This is a genomic window from Vallitalea maricola, assembly GCF_036985595.1.
Classification (GTDB): domain Bacteria; phylum Bacillota; class Clostridia; order Lachnospirales; family Vallitaleaceae; genus Vallitalea; species Vallitalea maricola.
Map to the genome: position 1 here is coordinate 16288 of NZ_BTPU01000007.1, position 19767 is coordinate 36054.

Below are 19767 nucleotides of genomic sequence, written 5' to 3' on the forward strand. Positions count from 1 at the left end.
TATGGATTTATTGTTATTTTTACATCATTTCCATCATTGTTACGACCATATCAAGTTTATTTCTATCAGTAGGAGATAAATTACTTTTCATGGAGTCAATAATCAGAGAGGATTCTTGTTTTGTAAATTGTAAACCTTTTTGTTTCATTTTTACACCATAACTAAATAAGACCCTAACCTTTTGTTCCATAGGTTTTCCAGTCATATCATTAAGCATGTCAACCATTATTTTTAGTTTTTGTGGACTAATATCTTTGAAAGCTTCGTCATTTAAGATGTGAGAACTATCGCTCATATAATACACCCTTTCTATCAATAGAATTATTTATAATATATTAAAAGATAATATGTTAATTAACTTATGTATATTGACCTATTCCTGCATTAATTGCTTTAATTTTTTTATTAATTCCTCTTGATTAAGATTTTCATTAGGAACTTTGTCATTAACATTGTCAAAATTATTAATTTCAGGTTGTTGGGAGGGTTTATTGTTCATAGTAGTAATCATTGATTGTATGTTTTTGATATTCAACATAATGTCTATAATTTGCTTGTTTTTATCTGAGCACCTTGAACGTAGAGCATATAGCATATCTCTTTTGGTTATATTTGGCCTATTCAATTCTTGAATTTCATTGATTGCAGGGTTATTATATAATTTTACAGTTTTTAATAATTCTATGAATTTAATAAGTACTGCCAAATTTCTTTGATTTTCTAAGCTCATGTAGGGTATGGCAGCTTTCACAACATTCATCTCATTACTATTTACAATAGTATCAATCTCTGTGTTGGAATCCAAATCTCTTTGCCTCCTAAATCTATTATCTATAATATTGTATGTGAGTAATAGTTATTAATTTACAATAACTTTAAATTAATGTTTTTAAAAACTAGTATATAGCAATTATTTAATTAGACTTATATAGATTAACTTATATATAATATGTTACCAATAAATATGATATTACATATATTAAATTAAGGAAGTATAGGAGAACTTTAGTTAAATGGATAATTATGAGAATAATAATTCAATAAGTATTTACAATCAAACCTATATAGCAGATTATATTAATAGCATAAAACAAGCGATAAAAGAAATCACTAGAGAGCAATTAGTCAATAACCTTTCTCTTACAATAAATGAATGCAAAGAAAAATCTAAGGAAAATAATAAAAACAGCTTACAATTGCTTGAAGCCATAAAACCATTCATGGATGATAAAGCAATTGAAAACATAGATAGATTATCGACGGTATTTAATGATATTGATGCTCTAAGAATGTTATTAAACAATTTTATAAGTAATAGTCAAAAATATAAAGAAGATATTATACCAGAAAATAAGAAAAAAAAAATATTAGATCAACAAGGGGATCTGATTTTTGAAGATAATACAGTATATGAGATAGATAAAGATTGCAAGCCTACAATAAAATCCAGGAGTACAGCAAAAGATAATAAAAGTAGTGTTGTCGCTTTATTTTTGTATATGCTAAGTAAATAATATTTCCAGATAAAAAAACAAGTGGTAAGAGAGTAACTCATACCACTTGTTTCTTTATCTTGTTCTCTTTTGCTGATAAGTACTATAATCCGCCATCGTTGCATAACATAAGCATAAGGATTATTAATAACATACTATTGTCTCCTAGGCCTCCCATACCGCCAGAGCCACATCCACAACCATTATTGCCAAACATCATAAGGAATAACATAAGTAACATCATATTATTGTTGCTTCCACCTAAATAACCGTTAGGAGCTACATCACTCATAAAGTTGCCTCCATATATACTTTCTTAATATTTTATGTTAAAAGGCTTGTTTTCTATGAATGATTTAAGGAAAGTTAATAAATAAATCATATAGTTAACCAGTTTAGAATAAAATATATTAATCCAAATTAGGTAGGTATAATATGAAAAAGATAGGAATATTTCTTTTGCCTTTTATATTCAGACAAGGATTAAAAAGAAAAGAAGATAATGCTGATAAAAACATTAAAATAAAGAAATCCAATAATAACGATATAAAAGGTGATAATGATACTTTACAAGATAAAAAGGTTCAAGTTATTGTTAATTGTAGTCTAAATGAAAAAAATGAAAATGAATTAAGAAAGTTAGGGACAGTAAAATATAAACTTCCAATGATAGATTCATATGTATTAGAGCTACCTGAGAAGTATGTAGGTGAATTAAATGGAATACAAGGTGTTGAAACAGTTGAAAATGATGCACAAATTACAGCACAGATGGATATAGCAAGGCAAACAATAAATAACATATGGGCAGATGATAGAGGTGTATCAGGTAAAGGTATAGGTATAGCAGTTGTTGATACTGGTGTATATCCTCACAATGACTTAGTTAAAAAAAAGAATAAAATAGTGGGGTTCAAAGATTTTGTAGGAAAAAAAGAATTTCCATACGATGATAATGGACATGGAACACATGTGGCTGGAATCATTTGTGGAGATGGTTATGAGAGTAATGGCAAATATAAGGGTGTGGCTGTAGACAGCAATATCATTGGTGTAAAAGTATTAAATAAAAAAGGTTCTGGTAATATATCTGATGTGTTAGCTGGTATCCAGTGGATTCTAGATAATAAAAAAAGATTTAATATAAGAATAGTCAATTTATCAGTAGGCATGAAAGATATAGAAGGAGAAAAATCAGCGTTGGTAAGAGGTGTGAATGCTGCTTGGGACAGTGGATTGATTGTTGTTACGGCTGCTGGCAATAATGGACCAGAAGAATCGACGATTACTACACCTGGAATAAGTCGAAAAGTAATCACTGTAGGTTCTTCAGATGATGCAGAAACTGTAAAAATCATGGAAGACCTAATCTCCGACTATTCTGGCAGAGGTCCTACAAAAGAGTGTATAAAAAAACCTGATGTAGTAGCTCCAGGCTCTAATATAATAGCATGTAGTACAGATAAGGCTTATTCACCAAAAGATAAATATTATCCAACCAAGGATATAGGATACACTAAAAAAAGTGGTACTTCAATGGCAACACCTATGGTAAGTGGATGTATTTCTTTACTATTGTCTAAGCATCCAGAACTTACAGGAAAAGATATAAAACTAAAACTAAAAGAATCTACTATAGATCTAGGATTTTCTCAGGCTCATCAGGGATGGGGACTAATTGATGTGAAAAAATTATTGGAATAGGGCTTAAGGAAAGCGACTATGTCGCATTTCTATAAAAAAAGCCCTAAATGAATTTTATTCATTTAGGACAAGATTTCTTTCTATGAAGAGGACAAATTGGGTTAGTAATTACCACCCATTCCGCCACCCATAAGCATAAGCATTAACATGTAAAGCATCATATTATTATCCATGTATGAGCCTTTTCCACCATCATTAAGCATTGATAGAAGTAATAACATTAAAAGCATATTATTATTTTGCATAGTAGCCCTCCTTTCAGAATTAAACTTTTCTTACAATTTCCTCAGTTTGTCGTAAGTATAATATATTTTATGAAGGAGTATTTAAATGTGTGTTTGTATACATTTTATTGCAGGGCTACTAATTTAGAAATATTTCCATTAGATTAGTTAAAATGTTGTTATCAAACATTGGATTATCATTATCCATAATAAGCAATACTAAAAAAAGCAAGAATATATCATTTATATCATCTTTATTCTTATTTTTATTATTAGATTTTATGAATTCATTTGGAATATCATTTAAAGAATAGTAAGTATTAATACTTTCTATCATATAAATTTTCCTTTCTAATGATAGTATCTATAACAGTTAATCTTTTATTATCTATTACAATAGTTATGAAATAAATTAACAGTATATTCATTGATATATTATTTTGTTAGAAATATCTACCAAAAAAATATATCAATAAGTATGATTATGACTAAAGTATTAATAGAAGTTGCTTACAGCCTATGAAACTATTGACATTCTAAGTACAATCGTATACAATAATACCATAATTGAATATATATAAAATTTTTTGCATATATAGTAAAAAGTTTGCTTAAGAGATCATTCTTACTTTTGTAGATTAATCTACTTAAAAAATAGATAAGGAGGAATTACAATGGGTTTAAATTTAACACAAAAGATAATAAAAGATCATTTACTTGAAGGTGAAATGATTCCAGGTAGTGAAATCGGTATTAAAATAGATCAGACCTTAACTCAAGATTCTACAGGTACAATGGCTTATTTGCAACTTGAAGCAATGGAAATTGATAAAGTAAAGACTAAGAGATCAGTTGCTTATATTGATCATAATATGTTGCAACAAGGATTTGAGAATGCTGATGATCATAAGTACATACAAACAGTAGCTTATAAACATGGAGTATATTTTTCAAGACCAGGAAACGGTATATGTCATCAAGTACATTTAGAAAGATTTGGTGTGCCAGGTGAAACTTTATTAGGTTCAGATAGCCATACCCCAACTGGTGGTGGAATTGGTATGCTTGCTATTGGTGCAGGTGGTCTTGATGTAGCAGTTGCTATGGGAGGCGGAACATACTATATTACAATGCCAAAAGTAGTTAATGTTAAATTAACAGGAAAGCTTAAACCATTTGTTACAGCAAAGGATATTATCCTTGAAGTATTAAGAGTCATGACTGTTAAAGGTGGAGTTGGTAAAGTAATCGAATATACTGGAGAAGGAGTTAGTACTCTTAGCGTTCCAGAAAGAGCAACTATAACTAATATGGGTGCGGAACTTGGGGCTACAACATCAGTATTCCAGAGTGATGATGTAACTCTATCATTCTTAAAGGCTCAAGATAGAGAAGAACTATGGAAAGAATTAAAAGCTGATGAAGATGCTGCTTATGATGAGACTATAAATATCAATTTAGATGAACTTGAACCTCTAGTAGCAATGCCTCATAGTCCAGATAACGTAGAAAAAATATCCAATATCAAAGATTTAAAAGTAAATCAAGTATGTATCGGAAGCTGTACCAACAGTTCATATCTTGATATGATGAAAGTATCTAAGATATTAAAAGGTAAAACAGTTCATCCAGATGTGAGCTTAGTTATAGCACCAGGTTCAAAACAAGTGCTTAATATGTTAGCTGCTAATGGTGCATTAGCTGATATGATAGCTGCAGGTGCAAGAATATTAGAATCAGGATGTGGACCTTGTATAGGTATGGGTCAGGCTCCAGCAACAGACGCAGTTACACTTAGAACTTTCAATAGAAACTTTAAAGGACGTTGTGGAACAGTTTCAGCAGGAGCTTATTTACTTAGTCCAGAGGCTGCAGCGGTTAGTGCATTATCTGGAAAATTGACAGATCCAACTACTTGTACTACTGATATAAATGTTGCTATGCCAGATAAATTCTATATTAATGACAATATGGTAGTACCACCTGCAGAAGATGGCAGTAAAGTAGAAGTTGTAAAAGGACCAAATATTAAACCATTCCCACTTAATGAAGAACTTAAGGATGAGGTTGAAGGAAAAGTTTTAATTATTGTAGAAGACAATATAACAACAGACCATATTATGCCTTCTAATGCTAAGTTATTGCCATTTAGATCTAATATACCTCACTTGGCTAACTATTGTTTGACACCATGTGACGAAGAGTTTCCTAAGAGAGCAAAAGCTAATGGTGGAGGAATGATTATTGGTGGAGACAACTATGGACAAGGATCCAGTAGAGAACATGCTGCACTAGTTCCATTGTATCTAGGTATAAAAGCAGTTCTAGCTAAGAGTTTTGCAAGAATTCACAAAGCTAACCTAATCAATTCAGGTATTTTGCCACTTACATTTATTAATATGGCAGATTATGATACTATCAGTCTTGATGATGATTTATCAATGGATAATGTAATAGAGAGCGTAAAGGCAGGAAAAGTAATTGTTCATAATAAGACTAAAAAACTTGATTATGAAATGAATATAGAACTATCAGATAAAGAATTAAAAATGATTATTGCTGGCGGTAAAATCAATTTTATAAAATAAACGACATTTTATTAAGAAAGGGATGGAATAGGCATGGATTATATGAATAAATTTGAAGAACTTATCAAAGAACAAAAAGCTAGGGTCAAAATGATGAAGGAACAAGGCGATTTTGTCAATTATGATGAATTAGATACTATAGTAATTGGTGTAGTTGGAGGAGATGGAATAGGTCCAGCTATAACTGATCAGGCACATAGATTATTAGAGTATTTATTAGCAGATGAAATCAAGAGTAAGAAAGTTACTTTTAAGATTATTAATGGATTAACAATCGAGAATAGAGCAAAAGCTAATAAAGCTATACCAGATGATGTTCTAGAAGAATTAAAACAATGTCATGTAATACTAAAAGGACCAACAACTACACCAAGAAAAGGCGACAAATGGCCAAATATTGAAAGTGCTAATGTTGCAATGAGAAAAGAACTTGATCTATTCGCTAATGTTCGTCCTGTTAAAGTTCCTGATAAAGGAATCGATTGGACTTTCTTCAGAGAAAACACAGAGGGTGCATATGTTCTTGGTAGCAAGGGTATTAATATTGATGAAGACATTGCTATAGATTTCAAAGTTATCACTACTGGCGGAGCAGAACGTATTGCAAGAGCAGCGTTTGAATTTGCTAAGAAAAATGGTAAAAACAAAGTTACAGTAGTAACAAAAGCCAATGTTGTAAAAACTACAGATGGTAAGTTCTTGGAAATCTGTAAAGAAATAGGTAAAGAATATGAAGGTATCGAAGTTGATGACTGGTATATTGATATCATGACTGCTAAATTAGTAGATGAAAAAAGAAGAACACAATTCCAAGTAATGATTCTTCCTAATCTATATGGAGATATTTTAACTGATGAAGCAGCTGAATTCCAAGGCGGAGTTGGTACAGCTGGAAGTTCAAATATCGGTAAGAAATATGCTATGTTTGAAGCTATTCATGGATCTGCACCTAGAATGGTAGATGAAGGTAGAGATATCTATGCTGATCCTTCAAGTATTATTAGAGCTGCGGGTATGTTATTAAATCATATCGGTTATACGAGGAAGGCAGATAAACTATATAAAGCTCTTGAAATTTGTAATACAGAGAAAAAATATGTTATAACAGGAAGAGATACTGGAGCGACAAATGAAGAATTTACAAATTATTTAATGAAAACAATTGAAAAATTATAGATTATGTGTATAATATATATGTTGCATAGGAATTTTTATTTATACTTTACATAAGGTTAATATTGTAATATTATTTAAAAGAGAATTAGTGTAATATATATAGCATGCACAATTAATATTTGGAAGATTTTATATTAATAAGTGTATCCTATAAATAAGAGGAGGCACACCAGTGAGCGAGTATAATCTTCACGAAGAAGTAACTGATAAATACTCTTTAAGAGGCAGAGTTTTTAACAAAATACGAGAAGATATATTAAAGGGTAGATATAAGAATAGTGAACCTTTAAAAGAAACACAGATATCTAGAGAATTAGGAGTTAGTAGAACTCCCGTAAGAGAAGCGATAAGGCAGCTTGAATTAGAAGGTCTTGTAACAATTATACCAAACAAAGGTGCAGTAGTTTCTGGAATTGATGCTAAGGATATACAAGATATATATGAAATAAGGTCATTGATAGAAGGACTATCTGCTAGATGGGCAACTACTAACATAAATGAAGAACAACTTGAATTACTAGAAGAAATTGTTTATTTATCTGAATTTCATTATAAAAAAGGACATTTGGATCAGCTTTATGAATTAGATACCAAATTTCATGAAGTGTTATACCAAGCTTCACATAGTAAAATATTAAAACATGTTTTATCAGATTTCCACCATTATGTTCAAAGAATAAGGAGAGCTTCAATTTCATCTGAGGCAAGAGCTAAAAAATCAGTTGAAGAACATAAAGCGATTGTAGAAGCCATAAAATTGGGTGATGAAAATAAAGTAGAGGAATTAACTAATCTACACGTTAAAAACACCCTAAAGAACGTTGTGGACCACAAATTAATGGATATAATAGGAAAATAATATAAAAGGAGGAATTACTCTAACCGAGTAATTCCTCCCATTTTTCATATAAATTCTCTAATTCATTTTCATAATGAGTTTTTTCATTAAGAAGCTTTTCGGCTTTTTCAGCATTAGTATATATTTCTTCTAGACATAACTTTTCATCAATCGCCTTAATGTTATTTTCAATTTCATGAATATCAGTTTCTATTTTTTTGATTTGATTATTAAGTTTACGCTTATTCGCTTGTTCATCTTTGCTTTTTAGCCAGTCTTGTTTGTTAGAAGTAGCAATTGGTGTATCCTCTTGTTTTTTATTGTTCATACTATTTTCTAGCTCCAACAACCGTTGTTTTTCTTCTTCTTGTTTTTTTTCTATTACATAACTGTAGTTTCCTAAGTAGTTGTTTAATTTATTAGGAGTAAGTTCTAATACCCTAGTTGCTATTTTATTTATAAAATAACGGTCATGAGAAATAAATAGAACAGTACCAGTATAATTTTTAATAGCTGATTCAAGAATTTCTTTTGATATGATATCCAGATGATTAGTAGGCTCATCCAACAGCAAGAAATTAGCATTTGACAACATTAATTTTGCAAGTATCAATCTGCCTTTTTCACCACCACTCAGACTAGATATCTTTTTGAATACGTCATCACCAGTGAATAAAAAAGCAGCCAATGTATTGCGTATATGACCTGTATTCATATTAGGATAAGCATCTGATATCTCTTCAATCAAATCATTATCTCCATTTAGGGTAACATGTTCTTGGTCATAATAACCAGTGTTCACTTTGGCGCCTAGAGAAATAGTGCCTGTATCTCCAGTTAGCCCATTACTTATTATACGAAATAATGTTGTTTTACCTGTTCCGTTATCTCCAATGAGTGCTACTTTTTCACCTCTTTTAATCTGGAAATTAAGATTAGAAAATAGGTGTTTATTATCAAAGGATTTGGATACATCTGTAGCAGTAAGTACATCATTACCACTTATGACCCTTGGTGATAGCTTAAGATTCATTTTATCATTAATCAGTGTAGGTTTATCTATCATATTGATTTTTTGTAGTTGTTTTTCACGACTTTGAGCTCGTTTGATAAGTTTATCTCTACCGTGGGACCTAAGTTCACGAATTACTTCTTCCTGCCTTTTTACTTCTTTTTGCTGTTCTATATAATGTTTGACTTCAATATCTTGATTGATGGCTTTGTGCTTGATATAAAAGCTGTAATTACCGTTATAAATATGTGATTGAGTGTTTTCTATTTCTATAACCTTATTCACTATTTTATCAAGGAAATAACGGTCATGTGAGATAATTATAACAGTACCTTGATAATTACATAAGAAACCTTCCAACCATTCACATGCTTTAATATCTAGATGGTTAGTTGGCTCGTCTAATAGTAATATATCTGGTTTTTCAAGAAGTATTTTTGCTAGAGCTACCCTCGTTTTTTGTCCTCCTGATAAGGTGGATATATTAGCAGTAAAATCTTCTTCACCAAATCCTAGACCTTTTAACACACCTTTTATATTACTTTTATAGCTATATCCATTATTAAGTTCAAAAGTATGCTGTAGATTTGAGTATGATTTCATAAGTGAATCTAGAGTTTCACTATCATTATCTAGCTTAGACATTTTTACTTCATATTCTCTTAAGGTGTTTTCCATTTGGATTATTTCTTTGCATGTTAATAGCATTTCATCATAAATAGTTTTTTCCGATGATAGAGTACTATTTTGTGATAGGTAGCCAAGTTTTGTTAAACTATTAATTATAACTTGTCCTGAATCTGCTTCTAATTCATTGGTAATAATCTTGAACAGCGTTGATTTACCGGCTCCATTAATACCTACTATAGCTGCTTTATCTCCTTTTTCCAGCCAGAAGTTTACATTGTCTAGTACTGTATTTGTTACAAATGCTTTGCATATATTTTTACATGATAAAATCATAGTTGCCTCCTATAATATTAAAATTACCATACTATGATACCATTAATCACTGGTTTTGAAAAGTTTAAGGGTTTAAAATTAGAGGTTTTTGGTAAATATATAAATATCTATTGTGATAGTTCTTTGCCAAACGAGAAGTAACCTATTTGTTCATACATAAGAATAAATTTCTTTGGGACAACATATATATGATAAAAGAACTTTTCTAAAGGGGATGATGACTTGAGTCGTAATGCAGGTTATATGAAAAAATTGAGAAAAGCTCGTGTGGAGAGAAAACAATGTATAAGGTGTGGTAAACCTCTATCACAAGAATCACTTATTAGAGGTGTTAAGCAATGTGAAAAATGTCTTGATTACCAACGTAAAAGAAAATTAGGACAAATAAGTTCTAAGGTCAATACTACTTATTTTTACAATAGACAATACAAAAAAGACGAGATAAAGAGAAAAGAGCTAGGGAATTATATGGTTGAGAATAAAATAACTATCAAGGATCTAGCAAAAGAATCCAATTTATCTCAAAGAACAATACAAAGAATATTATACACTGATGCAAACTATACAAAAAAAACTAAAGATGCTATTAATAAATATTTAGGAAAAGAATTTTTATAGATAATATATTAAGTTAATAGTAATATCAAGGTATTTATATTAAAAAATATATAATTAAACTTAACAATTAAAAAAGGGTATAGAATTAATTTTTTATATCCATTTTATATGTTGCAAGTAACATACAGCGTTTATGGAATACAAATATGTATGAAATTTAGGATATTAAAATTTTTTATAAGTATAATTTTCTAGAAAAAGCTGGTAAAATACCAGAGTTTTATGGTATAATTTATAAAATATAGATTGTATACAATAAACAATTGATTGTTTTTAACTATATTTACTAAATATAGGATTTGTGTTAATAATTTATACTATGATAATACATAAACAATAAGGGTTTATCAGCATTTGATTATTTGACATAGATTTAACAACCATATATAATTATTTGTATAAAAGTTCCAAAATAGTATCAAGGATTGGGGATTGATTATATGATACAAAAGAAAATATCAACAGCGGTAATTAAAAGATTACCAAAATACTACAGATACTTAGGAGACTTATTAGAAAACGATGTTGTAAGGATTTCCTCCAAAGAATTGAGTAACAGAATGGGTGTAACAGCTTCTCAAATAAGACAAGATTTAAATAATTTTGGCGGTTTTGGTCAGCAAGGTTACGGCTATAATGTTGAATATTTATATAACGCTATAGGTAAGATACTTGGTCTTGAGAATAAATATAATACAATTATTGTTGGAGCAGGAAACTTGGGTCAAGCACTTGCTAATTATACTAATTTTGATAAAAGAGGTTTTGAAGTTAAAGGATTATTTGATGTTAACCCGAGGCTTATCGGTATAACTGTAAGAGGCATTGAGATTAAGGATTTAGATGAAATGGGAAATTTCATAAAAGAAAATAGTATTGATTTGGCAATTTTAACATTACCTAAGCAAAAAGCACCAAAAGTTGCTAATGACTTAGTTAGTTATGGTATAAAAGGAATATGGAATTTTGCTCCTATTGACCTGAAATTATCCAATAAAAATGTTATAGTTGAAAATGTACATTTGTTGGATAGTCTTATGACTCTGTCATATAATATCAAAGAGAGAATATAAATAAGCGTCTGTAATTTATGTTTTTAAGAATGAATAACTATTCTTAGAGGTATTAGGTACTCATATATATGGGTACCTTTTAATTATATTGTGCTATAGAATATAAGAGTTTGTTACGATATAATTAATATAGAAAATTTTTATTATATTACTAAGTAGGTTTAAATTAAGTATATATAAATAATAAGGACGTGAAAGCATGTTTTTTTCAAAGCAAAAGATAGAGAAGCCAATTAATATAGAAAAAAAAGTACATATATTAACATTGGACAATAGATGGCATGAACTATTTAAAAATAATAGAAAACCAAAAAAAATAGTTGAACTTGAAAAAAAGCTTAATAAACTCCTTGGTGAACAAGGACAACTTACTAACGATTTGAAGGAATATACTTTACTTAAAAAGAAAATGATGGTTGATATAGTTGATAATATGAAAGAAGCCATAGAAGATGAAGATGATAAAGCAATAGGCGAAATGGAAAAAAGCAAGAAATATATCAATGACATAAAAGTTAAGATAGATAAGATGGAATCAAGAATGGAGAATATGCCAAGAGAAATTCAAACGACTAATAAAGAATTGTTAGAATATACAATGCAAGATTGTTATATGCGAATGTTTAATACTAAGAATGAATTAGATGAATTAAATGAATGGATTGAAAAAGTTAGGGCAGAATTAAAAGAAAAAGCTGTCAGACAAACAGAAGCGAAGGAAGAATATGATAAGATGTATTCTTATATGCATGATCTAGTAGGATATGAAATCATTGAATTATATGATAAAAAATATCTGGGAGGAAGTAAATGATAAAAGGAATAGGTAATGATATTATTGAAGTCAGTAGAATAGAAAAGGCGATTCTCAATAAAAGATTCCTGGAAAAATATTTTACATCCAACGAAAATAAATTATTTGAAACTAAAAATTATAGAGGTGAAACAATAGCTGGTAATTTTGCTGTCAAAGAAGCAGTTTCTAAGGTCCTTGGGACAGGATTTGTACATTTTACTCCTATTGATATTGAGGTTTTACGTGATGATAAAGGCAAGCCCTATGTAGTTTTATATAATGGTGCTAAGGATTTAGCGAGACAACTTGATATTTCTACGATACATGTGTCAATATCACATTCAAGGGATAATGTAACAGCTATTGCATTAGGGGAGTAACTTAGTTAAAAGGAGAGATTTGGGTTGAAGGTTGTCAAAAGTTATGAAATGAAGGAAATTGATAGGTATACTATTGAAGAGATAGGTATACCTGGTATTGTTTTAATGGAGAATGCAGCAATGTCTGTAGTTAGTGAAACTATACAGTTACTGAAAGAGAGCAATAATGTTGTTATTTGCTGTGGCATAGGAAATAATGGCGGAGATGGATTTGCAATAGGTAGAATACTTAGCTGTAATAATGTAAAAGTTTCTATAATCATAATAGGGGATTCTAGCAAAATTAAAGGTGATGCCAAAATAAACTATGATATAGCTAGACAATTAAATATTGATATACATGAATTCTATGATGATAAACAGATTGATGAGTTCAAAAATATAGTTAATGACTGCGATGTCATCTATGATGCTATTTTTGGAACTGGTCTATGTAGAGAGATAACAGGAAAATACTTAGAAGCTATTAAGATTATAAATAGAGCGAATGCTTATAGAATAGCTATTGACATACCTTCTGGAGTTAATTCTGATGATGGTCAGATTCTAGGGGATTCAGTGTGTGCTGATAAGACAGTTACATTCTGTTTGCCAAAGGTGGGCTTGCTTTTATATCCTGGAGCTAACTATGTAGGTGATCTAGTTGTTACAGATATAGGTATACCTAATATATCTGTAGAAAGAATTAATTCTCACACCACAATAATGGATGATAATCTAGCAAGATATTTTATACCTAATAGAGTAAAGATGTCTCATAAAGGTTCTTATGGAAAAGTCTTAGTTATTGCAGGTACCAGCAAAATGTCAGGAGCAGCCGTTTTGACTTCTTTATCGGCTTATCGTACAGGAGCAGGATTAGTCAAGACATTTATTGAAGAGTCTGTGTCTAGTGTAGTTACGACAAAAGTGCCAGAAGCAGTTGTAGAGACTTATAGCAGGGCTGATATTAATATATCCAATGAAGACAAAGAAAAACTATTAGAAATGCTTGGGTGGGCTGATACTATTGCTATAGGACCAGGACTTGGGAATGACAATATTACAAGAGAGATACTTGAAATTGTAATCAGTAATTTTAATAAGACCATAGTTGTTGATGCTGATGGAATTAACGCCTTATCAAAAGACAAAGAAATATTGAATAATCGAAAATGTGAGGTAATAATTACTCCACATCTAGGTGAAATGTCAAGGCTTATTGATTATGATATTGGGGAGATTACAAATAATACAATAAAAGTAGCAGTAGAACTTAGTAAGAACTATAAAATTACATGTGTTTTGAAAAGTGCTAGAACAATAATTTCTTCTCCTAATGGAATGGTTAATATTAATATATATGGTAATTCAGGAATGGCCACAGCTGGTTCTGGAGACGTTTTAACAGGTATTATTGTATCATTGTTAGGACAAGGATTAAATGCCTCAGATGCCGCAATATTAGGCGTATATATCCATAGTAAAGCTGGTGATAAGGCTAAAGATGATAAAGGAGAACATGGGCTTATTGCTAATGATATAATATGTAATATACCTTATGTAATTAAATCAAGTCTTAATGAATAATAATATAATATATAAGTTTTATAATAAGTTAGGAAAGTAATTATACTATCCTAACTATATTTTTATAATTAAAAACTGTAAATGAATATTCTATTTGTAAATAAATAAAGGTATACTATTATAAGTTTATGGTCTATAATACTATCTAAGTTTAATTAATAAAGCTAAGGACAACATTACTGGCTTTAAATTACAATAAGTAGTATAATATTAGTGTTTTAATACAATAAAATAGAGACTGTAAACTAGAATGTTTAATATTTGGAGGAAAGTGTGAAAATGTACGAAAGAGTATATGCCCGTATAGACTTGGATGCAATAATACATAATATAACTAATTTCAAAAATAGAATATCATCAAACAGTACATTAATGCCTGTTGTGAAGGCAGATGGTTATGGCCATGGTGCGATTCCTATCTCAAAAGAACTAATTAATTGTGGAATTGAAAGATTTGCTGTTGCGACTATAGAAGAAGGTATTAGCCTAAGAAAAAATGGTATTGATAAACAAATACTGATTCTAGGATATACACCGGTTAATTTAGCTGAAAAACTGGTAGAATACGATTTAATTCAGACTGTATATAATTATATAGCAGCTAAAAATATATCAGATATAGCTTGTGAATCTGGTAAAAGAGGTAAAATACATATTAAAGTGGATACTGGAATGGGTAGAATTGGTTTTGTACCTAATGACGAATCTGTTAGTATAATCAAAGATATATATAATTTGCCTAATATTGAAATTGAAGGTATTTATACTCATTTATCTAAAGCAGATGAATTAGATAAGACTTTTACTACTAATCAATTAAAGATTTATAATGAGTTTATTGGAAAATTAGAGAGTAATAGTATCTATATACCCATTAAACATGTAGCAAATAGTGCAGGAATAATTGACTTGGATAGTACACATTTGGATTTGGTGAGACTTGGTATATCATTATATGGATTATATCCATCAGATGAGGTAATTAAGGATAATGTGAAATTACAGCCGGTTTTATCACTAATCAGCCATATTATACATATAAAAGAAGTAGAGGAAGGTACTCCTATCGGTTACGGGGGAACATATATCACAAAGAGGAAGTCAAAAATAGCAACTATTCCAGTTGGCTATGGAGATGGATATGATAGGCTGTTATCTTCTAAAGGTAGAGTATTGATAGGAGGACAATTTGCCAATATATTGGGTAGAATATGTATGGATCAATTTATGGTCGATATTACAGATATACCTGATGTGAAAGATTTTGATGAAGTGGTTTTAATCGGTAAGCAGGGGCATAATGAAATTACTGCGGATGATATCGCTAAGATTAAAGGTACAATAAATTATGAAGTTGTATGTCAGTTAGGTAAAAGAATACCAAGAGTATATTATAAAAATAATAAATATATGTCTTCTATTGATTATTTTGATTAAATACTTCGCTTTTAATTATATTCCGTTAAATAATATTAAAATTTTCTTATTAAATGTATATTAATAAAATTATTGGTGATAATGGTAATATAAGAAAATAGGAGTTGAACTTTTACATAAAGTACGATCTATATAATTGTAAATATATATTAAGAACGTATCCTGAACTGCAAAAATACACATAAAGATAAATTATTATAATGATGTGTTGTTTATTTGAAGGTGAGGTTAAGAAGTTCAGCAAGATTTAGCGGAGAGTGAGTAATGTGGTAGTAAAACGTGGGGATGTATTTTATGCAGACTTAAGACCAGTAATTGGTTCTGAACAAGGCGGTATACGTCCAGTACTTATCGTTCAAAATGATATAGGAAATAAATATAGTCCAACAGTAATATGTTCAGCAATAACATCGCAAATAAATAAAGCTAAGCTTCCAACTCATGTTGAAATAGAGGCAAAGAAGTATGATTTAGTAAAAGACTCAGTTGTTTTATTAGAACAAATTAGAACTATTGACAAAAAAAGATTGAAAGAAAAAGTATGTCATTTAGAAGATAAGGTGATGGAAAAAGTAGATAAAGCTTTAGTAGTTAGTTTTGGCGTTGATACATAGTTAAGAGACTTCCGAAAGGAAGTCTTAATTATTTGCAATTCTATGGAAATATCTCTTGCCTTTTTTGAGGATTTGTATATAATGATAGGTAATGAATATAGCAAATATAATTTGATGAAAGGGCACATCATGGATTTTAATGCAATTATCAATCAAATATTAGTACTGTTTATTGTGCTTTTTTTAGGTTTTTTTATAAGAAAGATTAATATAATTGATGAACATGCAAGTAAGAAAATTGCTAGTCTTGTTGTTAAGGTAACAGCACCATGTCTTATCATCAATTCCATGACGATGAAGACGGAACTTGGCAATAGAGAGATATTGGAGATGCTTGGTTTATCCATTGCGGTGTACATATGTATGTTTATCATGACTTTTATAATACCTAAATTGTTGAAGATAGAAAAAAATAATATTGGTGTATATAGATTTATGATTATGTTTTCAAATGTGGGGTTTATGGGATTCCCAGTTATTGAATCCATTTTTGGTAAAGAAGCTGTGTTCTATGGTGCAATATATAATTTACCATTTTACGCACTTGTATATACTCTGGGTATATATTTGATTTCTATGGATAATAAAAAGAATATAAAGTTTAAGATAAAGGATATTTTTAACCCAGGAGTATGTGCTGTAATAATTGGGTTGATTATTTTTTCGTTTAAATTGACCTTGCCTTATGTTGCGACAAAAACTATTGATATGATTTCTAGTCTTACAACACCGTTATCCATGATTGTTATAGGAGCATCATTAGCTGGTATTAAGATAAAAAATATATTTTCAAACACTAAACTATATATCTATAGTTTCCTTAAACTATTGGTTTTTCCAATTATAATCTTGATTATTGTAAGACAATTAGGTTTTAATGAGATTATGACTGGTGTACCGGTCATAATTACAGGAATGCCTGTTGCTGCGAATGCTGTAATCTTGAGTAAGGAATATGATGGTAATGATATACTTGCATCTGAAGGTGTATTTATAAGTACTATGCTATCAATAATAACTATTCCGGTATTAGTGTTTTTATTAAGCAATTAATCTTAAATTGATAATTATAGAGGTGATTAGTGAAATGGTTAACAGTATTATAAAAAATGATAAGAAGTTTTATACTAAATTATTTGCAATAGGTATTCCTATTGCTTTTCAAAACTTGATAACGTCGGCACTCAATATGATTGATGTATTTATGATAAGTTCTTTAGGAGTTACTGCTGTTGCAGCAGTTGGCGGAGCCAACAAGCTATATTTTTTATTAAATCTATTCCTATTTGGAACCAGTAGTGGTACTGGTATTTTTTCTGCCCAATATTGGGGAAAAAGGGATGTTAAGAACATTAAGAGAATACTAGGAATATGTTTAATAATAAGTGTTTCAGGTGGAGTATTATTTTCTATAGCAGCAATATTCTTTCCTAATTTCGTTATGCACATATTTTCTACAGAGAAAGAAGTTATTATTGAAGGTGTTAAATACTTAAGGATTATTGGTTTCAGTTATTGTTTTACAGCTATATCATTTGCATATATATTTGTGCTAAGAGGAATGAATCAAGTAAAAATTCCTATGATTATTACTATTATTAGTATTGGAATCAATACATTTTTAAATTGGGTATTAATATATGGTAATCTAGGAGTTGAACCTCTAGGAGTAAAAGGTGCAGCTATTGCAACATTAATTGCAAGGACTGTAGAATGTTCGCTATTAATTACTAGTGTTTATGTACTGAAATTACCTATTGCAGGTAAGGTTAAAGAGTTATTTGATATTAGCAAAAGTTTTGTTTCAAAATATTTATATACAGTTGCACCAGTTATGTGTAATGAAATCATGTGGTCTCTTGGAGTTGCTACTTATTCTTTTGTGTATGGAAGAATGGGTGAAGATGTCATGGCAACTATGACTCTAAATCAAACTATTGAGCAACTATTCATGGTCTTGTTCTTTGGAATGTCTAGTGCTTGTGCTGTGATATTAGGTAACGAAATAGGTAATAATAAGATAGAAAGAGCTTTTAATTATAGTAAAAAGTTCATTAAGATAACTATCATAACAGCTGTTTGTATGAGTTTGCTTATTATAGGAACTTCAGGTTTTATTGTTAGTCTTTTTGATGATCTTACAGATGTGGTTAGGTATAATTCCAGATTATGTTTAATTGTATTTGGATTATTTGTGCCATTTAAATCCTTGAATCTAATACTGGTTGTTGGAGTTCTAAGAAGTGGCGGAGATACTAGATTTACTATGCTTTTAGACATGGGTGGCGTATGGTTAATAGGTGTACCGTTAGCTTTCATAAGCGGATTGGCTTTGAAATTGGATATTCAATTTGTTTATGCATGTGTATTATCAGAGGAATTTTTTAAGATGACATTTGCATTGAAACGTATGTATTCTAAAAAGTGGTTAAATAATCTTGTTTAACAGTCAACCTGTATTTGTAATATAATAGAAAACGTGATAAAATATTTGTGATATTATTTTAAGGAGTGAATATTTTTATGTCAGGACATTCAAAGTTTGCGAACATAAAACATAGAAAAGAAAGACAAGATGCCAAAAAGGGAAAGGTTTTTACTAAAATTGGTAGAGAAATTGCAGTTGCAGTAAAAGAGGGCGGTTCTGATCCATCTCTTAATTCTAAGCTTCGAGATGTAGTTGCAAAAGCAAAAGCCAATAATATGCCTAATGATACTATTGCAAGAAGTATCAAAAAAGCTTCTGGTGAACTTGGTAATATTAATTATGAGCATATTACATACGAAGGTTATGGACCAAGTGGAGTAGCTGTAATTGTAGATTGCTTAACTGAAAATAAAAATAGAACAGCTGCTAATATAAGACATGCTTTTTCTAAAAATAGTGGGAATCTAGGTACAACTGGTTGCGTTTCATTTATGTTTGACAAGAAAGGTCAAATAATTATAGAGCGTACACAAAATATAGATGAAGATGAACTTATGATGATTGCTCTTGACAGTGGAGCTGAAGATTTTGTTGCAGGAATAGATTTTTATGAAATAATTACTACTCCAGAAGATTTTAGTGCTGTAAACACTGCTGTTGATGAAGCTGGAATCAAATCAGTATCAGCTGAAATCACAATGCTGCCTCAAACAACTACCAAACTTACAAGTGAAGATGATATTAAAAAAATGGATGGTCTTATAGATCAACTTGAAGAAGATGATGACGTTCAAAATGTATGGCATAATTTTGACGAAAATTAAAAAAATAATAAAATAAGAAGCATTAGCCTT

General features: G+C 29.9%; 21 protein-coding genes. 15 read left to right on the forward strand and 6 right to left on the reverse strand.

The genetic code is table 11. The annotated features are described in order from the left end of the window. Positions 1-19: 19 nt before the first annotated feature. Entirely contained in the window at positions 20-295 is a 276-nt protein-coding gene (locus tag AACQ14_RS02585) for a hypothetical protein (protein WP_113674700.1), read from the reverse strand. 78 nt (positions 296-373) lie between these two features. After that, positions 374-805 (reverse strand): hypothetical protein, encoded by a 432-nt coding sequence (locus tag AACQ14_RS02590; RefSeq protein WP_339362000.1) that lies wholly within the window; start codon positions 803-805, stop codon positions 374-376. 208 nt (positions 806-1013) lie between these two features. On the opposite strand from AACQ14_RS02590, the gene AACQ14_RS02595 reads away from it, so the two are divergent. Then, entirely contained in the window at positions 1014-1514 is a 501-nt protein-coding gene (locus AACQ14_RS02595) for an ATP-binding protein (protein WP_339362001.1), read from the forward strand. Between the two features lie 82 nt (positions 1515-1596). Here the strand turns inward: AACQ14_RS02595 and AACQ14_RS02600 are convergent, their stop codons facing one another. Beyond that, entirely contained in the window at positions 1597-1785 is a 189-nt protein-coding gene (locus AACQ14_RS02600) for a hypothetical protein (RefSeq protein ID WP_339362002.1), read from the reverse strand. Between the two features lie 479 nt (positions 1786-2264). Here AACQ14_RS02600 and AACQ14_RS02605 point away from each other — a divergent pair, with 479 nt between their 5' ends. Next, complete coding sequence (locus AACQ14_RS02605; protein WP_339362048.1) at positions 2265-3197, forward strand: S8 family peptidase; 933 nt, start codon at positions 2265-2267, stop codon at positions 3195-3197. A gap of 101 nt (positions 3198-3298) precedes the next feature. Here AACQ14_RS02605 and AACQ14_RS02610 read toward each other — a convergent pair whose 3' ends face one another. Both AACQ14_RS02610 and AACQ14_RS02615 read right to left on the reverse strand, forming a co-directional pair. Further along, a complete protein-coding gene (locus tag AACQ14_RS02610) occupies positions 3299-3442 on the reverse strand; it encodes a hypothetical protein (protein ID WP_339362003.1) in 144 nt (47 codons plus the stop codon). A 118-nt stretch (positions 3443-3560) separates the two neighbouring features. Further along, positions 3561-3758: a hypothetical protein gene (locus AACQ14_RS02615; RefSeq protein WP_339362004.1), complete on the reverse strand. Its 198-nt coding sequence runs from the start codon at positions 3756-3758 to the stop codon at positions 3561-3563. A 337-nt stretch (positions 3759-4095) separates the two neighbouring features. Between AACQ14_RS02615 and AACQ14_RS02620 the strand changes: the two genes are divergently transcribed. From AACQ14_RS02620 to AACQ14_RS02630, 3 genes are all read left to right on the forward strand, one after another. Continuing rightward, positions 4096-6009: an aconitate hydratase gene (locus tag AACQ14_RS02620; RefSeq protein WP_339362005.1), complete on the forward strand. Its 1914-nt coding sequence runs from the start codon at positions 4096-4098 to the stop codon at positions 6007-6009. A 33-nt stretch (positions 6010-6042) separates the two neighbouring features. Beyond that, entirely contained in the window at positions 6043-7185 is a 1143-nt protein-coding gene (locus AACQ14_RS02625; RefSeq protein WP_339362006.1) for an isocitrate/isopropylmalate family dehydrogenase, read from the forward strand. 172 nt (positions 7186-7357) lie between these two features. Beyond that, positions 7358-8044, forward strand: coding sequence for a GntR family transcriptional regulator (locus AACQ14_RS02630; protein WP_339362007.1), 687 nt, complete (start codon positions 7358-7360; stop codon positions 8042-8044). A gap of 19 nt (positions 8045-8063) precedes the next feature. Here the strand turns inward: AACQ14_RS02630 and abc-f are convergent, their stop codons facing one another. Then, positions 8064-9998, reverse strand: a complete 1935-nt coding sequence (gene abc-f, locus AACQ14_RS02635; protein WP_339362009.1) for a ribosomal protection-like ABC-F family protein — start codon at positions 9996-9998, stop codon at positions 8064-8066. Positions 9999-10220: 222 nt separating this feature from the next. Here abc-f and AACQ14_RS02640 point away from each other — a divergent pair, with 222 nt between their 5' ends. The 10 genes from AACQ14_RS02640 (at position 10221) to AACQ14_RS02685 (ending at position 19737) form a co-directional block, all read left to right on the forward strand. Further along, a complete protein-coding gene (locus AACQ14_RS02640) occupies positions 10221-10616 on the forward strand; it encodes a helix-turn-helix domain-containing protein (protein ID WP_339362010.1) in 396 nt (131 codons plus the stop codon). A gap of 440 nt (positions 10617-11056) precedes the next feature. Then, positions 11057-11689: a redox-sensing transcriptional repressor Rex gene (locus AACQ14_RS02645; protein ID WP_339362012.1), complete on the forward strand. Its 633-nt coding sequence runs from the start codon at positions 11057-11059 to the stop codon at positions 11687-11689. 199 nt (positions 11690-11888) lie between these two features. Beyond that, positions 11889-12503, forward strand: coding sequence for a coiled-coil domain-containing protein (locus AACQ14_RS02650; protein WP_339362013.1), 615 nt, complete (start codon positions 11889-11891; stop codon positions 12501-12503). Beyond that, positions 12500-12865 carry a holo-ACP synthase gene (gene acpS / locus AACQ14_RS02655; RefSeq protein WP_339362014.1) on the forward strand — a complete coding sequence of 122 codons (366 nt, stop codon included), beginning with the start codon at positions 12500-12502 and terminating at the stop codon, positions 12863-12865. The genes AACQ14_RS02650 and acpS overlap by 4 nt, the downstream gene beginning before the upstream one ends. Positions 12866-12889: 24 nt before the next feature. Continuing rightward, positions 12890-14434: an NAD(P)H-hydrate dehydratase gene (locus tag AACQ14_RS02660; protein ID WP_339362015.1), complete on the forward strand. Its 1545-nt coding sequence runs from the start codon at positions 12890-12892 to the stop codon at positions 14432-14434. A gap of 273 nt (positions 14435-14707) precedes the next feature. Next, positions 14708-15871, forward strand: coding sequence for an alanine racemase (gene alr / locus AACQ14_RS02665; RefSeq protein WP_339362016.1), 1164 nt, complete (start codon positions 14708-14710; stop codon positions 15869-15871). Positions 15872-16137: 266 nt separating this feature from the next. Further along, entirely contained in the window at positions 16138-16485 is a 348-nt protein-coding gene (locus tag AACQ14_RS02670) for a type II toxin-antitoxin system PemK/MazF family toxin (RefSeq protein WP_339362017.1), read from the forward strand. A gap of 81 nt (positions 16486-16566) precedes the next feature. Then, positions 16567-17538, forward strand: coding sequence for an AEC family transporter (locus AACQ14_RS02675; protein ID WP_339362018.1), 972 nt, complete (start codon positions 16567-16569; stop codon positions 17536-17538). Between the two features lie 34 nt (positions 17539-17572). After that, a complete protein-coding gene (locus tag AACQ14_RS02680) occupies positions 17573-18931 on the forward strand; it encodes an MATE family efflux transporter (RefSeq protein WP_339362019.1) in 1359 nt (452 codons plus the stop codon). 77 nt (positions 18932-19008) lie between these two features. After that, positions 19009-19737 carry a YebC/PmpR family DNA-binding transcriptional regulator gene (locus tag AACQ14_RS02685; protein ID WP_339362020.1) on the forward strand — a complete coding sequence of 243 codons (729 nt, stop codon included), beginning with the start codon at positions 19009-19011 and terminating at the stop codon, positions 19735-19737. The last annotated feature ends 30 nt before the right edge of the window (positions 19738-19767 follow it).